The organism is Chryseobacterium sp. 2TAF14 (assembly GCF_052115105.1).
Classification (GTDB): Bacteria; Bacteroidota; Bacteroidia; order Flavobacteriales; family Weeksellaceae; genus Chryseobacterium.
Genome location: NZ_JBFRGA010000166.1, coordinates 1 through 9,323, shown reverse-complemented (window position 1 = coordinate 9,323; position 9,323 = coordinate 1). Strand labels below are relative to the sequence as shown.

At 35.7% G+C, this 9,323-nt stretch carries 6 protein-coding genes; 2 read left to right on the top strand and 4 right to left on the bottom strand.

The features are described 5' to 3' along the window. The first annotated feature begins 290 nt into the window (after positions 1-290). Complete coding sequence (gene miaA / locus AB4Y90_RS14485) at positions 291-1,205, top strand: tRNA (adenosine(37)-N6)-dimethylallyltransferase MiaA (RefSeq protein ID WP_441558252.1); 915 nt, start codon at positions 291-293, stop codon at positions 1,203-1,205. Between the two features lie 325 nt (positions 1,206-1,530). On the opposite strand, the gene AB4Y90_RS14480 is transcribed toward miaA, so the two are convergent. The 4 genes from AB4Y90_RS14480 to AB4Y90_RS14465 form a co-directional block, all read right to left on the bottom strand. Continuing rightward, on the bottom strand, positions 1,531-2,943 hold the full coding sequence (locus AB4Y90_RS14480) for an efflux transporter outer membrane subunit (protein ID WP_441558251.1): 1,413 nt from the start codon (positions 2,941-2,943) through the stop codon (positions 1,531-1,533). Between the two features lie 137 nt (positions 2,944-3,080). Beyond that, positions 3,081-6,263, bottom strand: a complete 3,183-nt coding sequence (locus tag AB4Y90_RS14475) for an efflux RND transporter permease subunit (RefSeq protein ID WP_441558250.1) — start codon at positions 6,261-6,263, stop codon at positions 3,081-3,083. 243 nt (positions 6,264-6,506) lie between these two features. Next, positions 6,507-7,667 carry an efflux RND transporter periplasmic adaptor subunit gene (locus tag AB4Y90_RS14470; RefSeq protein WP_441558249.1) on the bottom strand — a complete coding sequence of 387 codons (1,161 nt, stop codon included), beginning with the start codon at positions 7,665-7,667 and terminating at the stop codon, positions 6,507-6,509. 344 nt (positions 7,668-8,011) lie between these two features. Further along, positions 8,012-8,608, bottom strand: a complete 597-nt coding sequence (locus tag AB4Y90_RS14465) for a TetR/AcrR family transcriptional regulator (RefSeq protein ID WP_441558248.1) — start codon at positions 8,606-8,608, stop codon at positions 8,012-8,014. 300 nt (positions 8,609-8,908) lie between these two features. Here AB4Y90_RS14465 and AB4Y90_RS14460 point away from each other — a divergent pair. Beyond that, positions 8,909-9,323: redoxin domain-containing protein (locus AB4Y90_RS14460; RefSeq protein WP_441558247.1), on the top strand; the 415-nt coding region annotated here is incomplete at its 3' end.

Below are 9,323 nucleotides of genomic sequence, written 5' to 3'. Positions count from 1 at the left end.
CTACCAAAGCCGGTCATTGATAAAATCATAGTTTTTTATTGTCGTACAAAGATAAACATTTAAGTCTATAGTGAGATAAGATGAAACTTTAACGTTAATGACAAATTACTCGATTTAAAATTTATTTTAAACCATTAAAATTTTTATTAAGAAGTTTGGAATATTAAGATGAGCTTCGCTTTAAGACAATGCTTATAAAAAATCTATTTGATTTTTTCTTCATTAAACTTAACTTCCTAAATATTCTTAATAGTTAAATTCCAATTATCTTGTTTTTGTAATTTAGCAAAGTGAAAAATAAAAATTTGATTTCTGTTGTAGGACCTACCGGAATTGGAAAAACGAGATTGGCAATTGATTTGGCGAAACATTTCAGTACAGAAATAATTTCCTGCGATTCGCGCCAGTTTTTTAAGGAAATGGTTATCGGAACAGCTTCTCCATCTGCAGAAGAATTGGCAGATGCACCTCATCATTTTATAGGTAATCTTTCGGTTCAGGAATATTATTCGATCGGACAATACGAAGAAGATGCTTTAAGAAAACTCAACGGACTTTTTGAAAAATATGATACGGTCATTTTGGTTGGCGGAAGTATGATGTATGAAAAAGCGGTGATTGAAGGTCTGAATGATTTGCCGGAAGCGAATGAAGAGAATCAAGTTAAATTACAGGAAATTCTGGATAACGAAGGCATTGAAAAACTTCAGGAAATGTTGAAAGAACTCGATCCTGAATATTTTTCAGTAGTAGATTTTCACAATCACAGAAGGCTTTTACGGGCAATTGATGTGATTTGGCAAACCGATAAAAAATATTCTGAATTGATTGCTGTTTCACAAGATTCAAGAGATTTTAATGTTATCCGGATCGGGATTGAAGCTCCGAGAGAAGAATTGTACGACAGGATCAACAGGAGAGTGGATATTATGTTGGAGAAAGGTTTGCTGGACGAAGCAAAAGATTTGGAAAAATTCAGACATTTGACAGCTTTGAACACAGTTGGATATGCTGAATTGTTTAAATATTTTGATGGAGAATGGGATTTGGAATTTGCTGTTTCTGAAATCAAGAAAAACAGCCGAAGGTATGCAAAACGCCAATTGACTTGGTACAGAAAAGCAGATGATATTCATTATTTGCAATTGGGATATTCGCAGGAGGATTTTAATGGGTTGATTGGGTATATTAATGAGCAATTTTAAAAATAATTCTTTTTTAACCATTAAGATTTTAGTTAAGGAGTTTAGAATATTAAGGTGAGCTTTGCTTTTAGTATAATGCTGATTAAAAAATCTATTTGATTTTTCTTAATTAAACTTAATAACTTAAATGCACTTAATGGTTTAAAACTCTGTATTGTCATTCTGATGAAGGAAGAATCTCTGCAAATATTTTATAGATTCTTCACTCCACTTTGTTCCGTTCTGAATGACAGAGTGGATAAATGTTAGCGCTGAAGATTTAATTTTAAAACAAAAAAAAATGCGATCCCGAAAGACCGCACTTCAAACAATATAATTTAATTTACTACTTCCAACCGCCGCCTAAAGCCCGGTACAAATCTACAATACTGCTCAATCTCTGTCTTTTTACTGACGCAAGATTCAGTTCAGCCTGTAAAGAATTTCCCTGAGCTGTAATCACTTCTAAGTAATTTGCCATTCCGCCTTTGTAAAGCATTTCGGCGCTTTTAATTCCATTTTTTAAAGTTGTTACCTGTTCTGTAGCTTTTTGTTCCTGAACTTTTAAACTTTCATTAGAAACCAACGCGTCAGAAACTTCACCAACTGCATTTAAAACAGATTGACGGAATGCCAAAACGTTTTTCTCTCTCTGAATTTTCGCAACATTCAAATCTGTTTTCAACTGTCTTTTCTGGAAAATAGGCTGAGTCAATCCTCCCAAAACAGAACCAAACAATGAAGCCGGAATCTGAAACCAGTTATCAATTTTAAATGAATTGACACCGCCATTTGCTGTGATTTTCAATGAAGGATACATATTTGCCTGCGCAATTCCTACCAAAGAATTTGATTCCAATAAAACCAATTCCTGTTGACGAACATCCGGACGACGACTTACCATTGCAGCCGGAAGTCCGGCCGAAATATCCTGTGGTAAAGAAGTGTCTGACATTTCAATGGTTCTGTCAACTTTATTTGGATTTTCACCCACCAAAATACTCAACGCGTTTTCCTGAATCGCAATATTTTGTTCTAATTGAGTGATCAAAAGTTCTGTCGATTGCTTTTGAGCAGTTGCCTGCTGAACTCCCAACGAAGTGGTGTCGCCGCTTTGCCACAATTTTTCAGTAAGAGAAAGGGTATTGTTGCTTAAATCTAAATTTGATTTTGCAATCTGTAATTGTTTATCAAGCATCAATAAATTATAATACCCTTGAGCAATTGCTGCGACAACCTGTGTCTGAATTGCTTTTGTGGCTTCATAAGTCTGCAGATACTGCATTTTTGAAACTTCCTGTTGGTTTTTCATTTTCCCCCAAATATCTGCTTCCCAAGACAAATTAAATGCAGCATTATAATCTTCAACATGACTCTGACCTAAAAATAAATTCAAGCTTTGCCCATTCATGCTGTTTTTGGAAGGTTTTGAAATCTGAGCTGAAACTCCGAAACCTACATCGGGATATTGAAGATATTTTGCCTGTTTCAGTTTTTCCTGTGAAGAAGCGACTTGTTTTAAAGCAATCTGAAGATCGTAATTGTTTTTAATTCCTTTTTCGATTAAATTTTGCAATATCGGATCACTGAAAAACTGTTTCCATTCTAAGTTTGCAACGCTTGCTGTATCGGCGGTTGCCGTATATTTAAATTGCTCTGGAAGCTCAAGTTCAGGTTCTGTGTATGCCAGTTTTGGAACACAAGAAACCGCACCTAATGCAAGTCCGAAAGCGATGATTATATTTTTTATTCGTTTCATATTTTATATAAATTAAATTGATCACAAAACTTTGAGATAGAAGCAAACCGTCTTTAGTGATGATTGTGTTTATTTTGTGAAAAGATTTGTGTCATTTGTGGTTCAACAATTCTCAAAGTTTTGTCAATCATTTTTTATTAATGTGCTGTTGCCAAAAGTTCTTCTTCCAATTTTTGTCTTTGAAGTCTTTTTTGTTTTCTGCTCGGCATTTTTTCATGTAAATACTGGAAGATCACATACATCACCGGAATAATGAAAATCCCAAAGACAACTCCTGTAAACATTCCGCCAACGGTACTGATTCCGATGGAGTGATTTCCTTTTGCTGCTGCACCTTGRGTCCAAACTAGCGGTAACATACCAATAATGAAAGCAAATGAGGTCATCAAAATAGGTCTTAAACGTAATCTTGAAGCCTGAAGCGCAGATTCAATTAAAGTTTTTCCTGCTTTTCTTCGCTGAACGGCAAATTCTACAATCAGGATCGCATTTTTCGCTAACAATCCGACGAGCATAATCAATCCGACCTGAACGTAGATGTTATTGTCAATTCCAGCCAATCCTGTGAAAGCAAATACTCCGAAAATCCCTGTAGGAATCGTTAAAATAACTGCAAACGGAAGAATGTAACTTTCGTACTGAGCTGCTAATAAGAAATACACGAACAAAATACTCAGCATAAATACAAAAGCAGTTTGCCCACCGGTTTTTATTTCTTCACGGGTAATTCCGGTCCATTCGTAACCATAACCTCTTGGAAGCGATTTTTGAGCAACTTCTTCCACCGCTTTAATGGCGTCTCCGGTACTATAACCAGGTTTTGGAGTTCCGTTGATGGTTACGGCGTTGAATAGGTTGTTTCTTGAAACCGTTTCAGGTCCGAAAGTTCTTTTTAATGTTACCAAAGTTTTTACAGGAACCATTTCGCCCGATTTATTTTTAACATAAATTCCTTCCATTGAATTCGCATCGGTTCTGTAAGGAATATCAGCCTGAGCCATTACTCTGTAATATTTCCCGAATCTGTTGAAATCTGAAACGAAACTACTTCCGTAATAAATCTGCATGGTTTGCATCAATTCTGTAATAGAAACTCCCAACTGATTGGCTTTGTCGGTATCCACATCAATGGTATATTGAGGATTTCCGGCTGCATAAGTTGTGAATGCAAAAGCAATTTCCGGACGTTTCATCAATTCTCCGATAAAAGCCTGAGTCGTTGTTCCCAATTGTTCAAAAGAACCGTTTGTTTTATCCTGCAACATAAATTCAAAACCTGAAACGTTACCAAAACCCTGTACGGTAGGGAAGTTGAAGAAAAATGCATTGGCATCTTTCACCTGTGCTACTTTTCCTGTTAATGCTGCTGCAATCTGATCCGGATCTTTCATTTCGCCACGGTCTTCATAATCTTTAAGCTTAATAAAACCTGCAGAATAAGGAGAAGCATTGGCGTTACTGATGAAGTTCATTCCATCGGCTACCCAAAGGTGATTTTTTGCTTTTTCACCGTTGATGATTTTATCAATCTGCTCAGTTGCTCTGTGGGTTCTGTCTAATGAACTTCCCGGTGGTGTATTTACAGCATACAAAACAAATCCCTGATCTTCTGTAGGAATAAATCCTGTCGGAGCTTTATTGATTAAGAAAACACTTGCTGCTGTAATTACGGCTAAACCTCCCACCGCAAGCCATTTATTTTTAATTAAAAACTTAAGGCTGTAAATGTATTTTTTGGTCATGTTGTTGAAGCTTTTGTTGAAAGCGTTGAAAAACCTTGCTCCAAAACCTTTTTTCTGACCGTGTTCCCCATGTTCTCCTTGAGGATCATTTAATAATAAAGCACATAAAGCAGGACTTAATGTTAATGCATTAATTGCTGAAATTAGAATTGCAATTACCAAAGTGAAAGCAAACTGTCTGTAGAAAACTCCTGCAGGACCTTGCATAAAACCAACCGGAATAAATACCGCACACATCACCAATGTTATGGAAATAATCGCTCCCGAAATTTCGCTCATCGAATTTGTAGTAGCTTGTTCAACCGGCATTCCTGTCTGTTCCATCTTAGAATGGACGGCTTCAACGACGACAATTGCATCATCCACCACAATACCGATGGCTAAAACTAATGCAAATAATGTCAACATATTAATGCTGAAACCAAATAATTGAAGGAAGAAAAACGTACCGACAATTGCTACCGGAACGGCAATCGCAGGAATTAATGTAGATCTGAAATCCTGAAGGAAAATAAATACTACAATAAATACCAGAATGAATGCAATCACCAAAGTTTCTACAACCTGATGAATTGATGCATCCAAAAAGTCTTTAGAATTGTACATGATGATCGGCTCAACTCCTTTTGGAAGGGTAGTTTTAAACTGATCAACCTGTTTTTCAATTTCAGTTAAAATTTCGTTTGCGTTTGAACCTGCAGTTTGCAGAATGGCAAAACCGGCAACCGGTTTTCCATCAACTCTGTTCGCTGCGGTGTATGTGTAAGAACCAAATTCTACTCTTGCAACATCTTTTAATCTTAAAAATGAACCGTCACTGTTTGATTTGATGGCAATGTTTTCGTAGTCTTCGTTTTTGTTTAATTTACCTTTATACTTTAGAATATATTCGTACGTTTCTTTACTTCCCTGTCCCAAACGTCCCGGAGCAGCTTCAAGATTGTGATCTTTTACCGCATTCAAAACTTCCTGTGGAGAAAGATTGTTGGTTGCTAATCTATCGGGTTTCAGCCAAAGTCTCATCGAATAATCTCTTGTACCGAAAACCTGAGCCTGAGCAACTCCCGGAATACGCTGGATTTGCGGGATTACATTAATTTTTAAATAATTTTGTAAGAAAAGTTCATCGTATTGTTTCGGATCATCACTTGAAAGTCCCATAAACATAATCATACTGTTCTGAACTTTCTGCGTGGAAATTCCCGCCTGTACAACTTCCTGCGGAAGCTGGCTCATTGCTTTTGAAACACGGTTTTGAACATTTACCGCTGCATCATCAGGATCTGAACCTTGCTTGAAAAATACACTCAAGGTCATTGATCCGTCGTTACTTGAGTTTGAGGTCATGTATGTCATGTTCTCAACACCGTTCACAGCTTCCTCAATCGGAACAGCAACGGAACGGGCAACAACCTCCGCATTCGCACCCGGATAAAATGCCGTCACCTGAACACTTGGTGGTGCAATATCGGGAAACAAGGTAATCGGAAGATTGAAAACCGACATTGCTCCCAATAGTAACAATATAATGGAGATAACCGTAGAAAGTACCGGTCTATCTATGAATTTTTTTAACATAAAGTTTATTTTTTAATGTTGTTTAAACTATGCTCTTACCACAAATCGAAAATTCGACGAAGTAAAAGACACAATAGTTTTTAAACACATTAGTCACATTAAGTTTAATTATTGCTTTTAAAAAGAACATATTAGTTTGAAAATCTTTGATTTTCGTTTTTGTGAACTTTTAAGATTTTAGCATTTTACCTTTTCAAACAGAAAAATCTTTTGTGACTTTTGTGGTTAAAATTTAAACGATTTTTACAACGGTCTTGCTTTCAAAAGACTGTCAGAAGAAATCGTTTTTGGGTGAATTGCAACGCCATCTTTTAATGCTCCAATTCCGGTGTAAACGATTTTTTCACCTGCAGCAAGTCCTTCAGAAATAAAGTAATAACTGTCTGTTTTTCCGGAAATTGTTATGGGCTTGCTGGTTACTTTTTTATCCTTTCCAACAATATATACATAAGTTTTATCCTGTATTTCAAATGTTGATTCCTGCGGAATGACAAGCGTGTTAGCGAATAATTGCGGCATACGAACTCGGCCTGTATTTCCTGTTCTCAACGCTCCGTTTGCATTTGGGAAAACGGCACGAACGCTGATTGCACCTGTAGTTTTGTCAAACTGTCCGTCAACGATGCTCATTTTCCCTTTCTCAGGATAGGTGCTGTTATCAGCAATCACCAAATCTACCATCGGCATATTTTTCAGTTTTTCGTTTAAAGTTTCTCCCGGATATTTTTTCTGGAAACCGATAAAATCAAGTTCGCTTAAAGAGAAATACGCATAAATTTCGCTGATGTCTGATAATAAAGTCAATGGATTGGCGTCTGTTCTCGAAATCAGACTTCCTTTTTTGTAAGGAATTCTTCCAATATAACCGCTTACAGGGGCGGTAATTGTTGTAAATCCTACATTAATTTTAGCTCCGCCAACTGAAGCTCTTGCTTGAGAAGCTGCGGCTACTGCGGCTGCATAATTGGCTTTTGCAGTTCTCAACTGTACTTCAGAAACTACTTTTGCAGATACAAGAGGTTCCAGTCTGTCAACCTCAACTTTCGCTTTTTGGATATTGGCGTTGGCCACCTGTAAATTGGCATTTGCCATATTCATTTGCTCTCCGTAAGCTCTGGAATCTATTTTAAATAAAGGTTGTCCGGCTCTTACATAAGCGCCTTCTTCGACATAAATTTTATCTAAATATCCGTCAACCTGCGATCTTATTTCCACATTGTTTTTTCCTTCCAATGCAGTCGGGAATTCCTGATAAACAGTTGCCGGAGATGTAGTAACGGTATAAACTGGCAATTCGGGAGCGGGTGGAGCAGCATTAGTACCTTCTGCCGCTTTCGTGCAATTTTGTAAAAGAATGATACTCGATATAAGTACGATTAATTTTGCTTTTGCAGTTGTTTTCATTTTAAGTTTTATTTTTTTAATGRAGTGTTAATCTAGATAATGTTGTTTTTTAATTAATAGTGTTATATTTTCTAACAGTGTTAATGAGTAGCTAAAAAAATAACGAATTTTAATTGCTTTAGTTACTGTGTCATTTCCATGAGTATAATTTAAAATTAGATTTAGATTAGATTTGTTTTGGGTGTTATTTTTCTTATCAGTGTTAATGAGAAGTAAAAAAAATTGCAAGAAATAGGGTAAAAAAATCGTATTTCATTTTTAAAGTCTTTTTGTTTTAATTTAAATTATATTAATTGTTTCGTGTTACTTTTCCTAACAGTGTTAATTTTTAGTTCAAAAAAAATTTACAAAGATTTAATAAAAGCCGAAACTGTTTCGTCTAAAGTGGTTTTATTCATCATTGAAGGAATATCATCATTTCTCATCATCATAATCGAAATCAATCCGTGAACTGCAGAAAACAACGCGTGAGAAGAGTGACAAGCGCTGTCTTCATTTGATCCTTTTTTCTTGATGATTTCATAAGTACAGTCGAAAATCATATCTTGAAAAGATGAAAATTCTTCTTTCATTAAACCTTTTCCGCTGCACTGCATTCCCAAACCGAACATCAGTTGGTAATATTCTTTATTTTTAAAAGCGAAATTCCAGTAAGCATCTACAATTGCTGTCAACTGATCTTCTGGAGTTTCGTGTTTTTTCTGAGCCTTCAGCAATTCTATCTGCAGGCAATGAAATCCGTTGATAGAAATTTCATATAAAATCGCTTCTTTATTTTCAAAATGATCATAAACAACAGGAGCGCTGTATTCAATTGCATCAGCTATCTTACGAATAGAAAGCGATGCCCAGCCGTCAGTTTTAGCCAAAGTGAATGCAGCCTGCAAAATATTTGCACGGATAGATTCTTTTTCCCTTTGACGACGTTCATGTAAACCCATGATTTTATTTACTAACAGTGTTAGCAAAACTACAAACTTTTAAATACATCTTCCAAACAAATTTTTAAATTTAATTTTAATGAAAAGACTTTGGCGAACTATTATAAACTGCTGAACTCAGAAAGAATGGGAGCTGGAAGAGAAAATTGTAATATTATTGTAAAAATAGATAGGTTACATAGTTTAACTCGATTGATTGATTTTTTCAAAAAAAACTGCTTAAACTTCCATCATCCATCTTCGAGCGTTTCTCTTAGATAAGAAAAGAAATCTTTATCTTTGTGAACAAATAAAAAAGATATGAATACTCCCTCAAATATGTTGGCTTTAGGTACAAAAGCACCGTTTTTTGAACTTCCGAATCCTTCAAAAAGCAATGAAATTCAGTCATTAGATGATTTGAAAGGTGAAAAAGGTACATTGGTGATCTTTATGTGCAATCATTGTCCGTTTGTACTTCATGTTATCGATAAACTGACTGAGCTGTACGAAGATTATAATGAAGCGGGGATTGAGTTTATTGCGATTAATTCTAACGACGTAGAGAAATATCCAGCAGATTCTCCTGAAAAAATGATTGAGTTCCAAATCGAAAGAAAATTTGATTTTCCTTATTTATATGATGAAAGCCAGGCAATTGCAAAAGCTTACGATGCAGCTTGTACACCTGATTTCTTTTTCTTTGATGATAAATTAGACCTTGTTTACAGAGGTC

Coding starts and splice junctions, on each gene's coding strand:
- AB4Y90_RS14480 (WP_441558251.1), bottom strand. CDS start 2,943: ATGAAACGAATAAAAAATATAATCATCGCTTTCGGACTTGCATTAGGT.
- AB4Y90_RS14470 (WP_441558249.1), bottom strand. CDS start 7,667: ATGAAAACAACTGCAAAAGCAAAATTAATCGTACTTATATCGAGTATC.
- AB4Y90_RS14465 (WP_441558248.1), bottom strand. CDS start 8,608: ATGGGTTTACATGAACGTCGTCAAAGGGAAAAAGAATCTATCCGTGCA.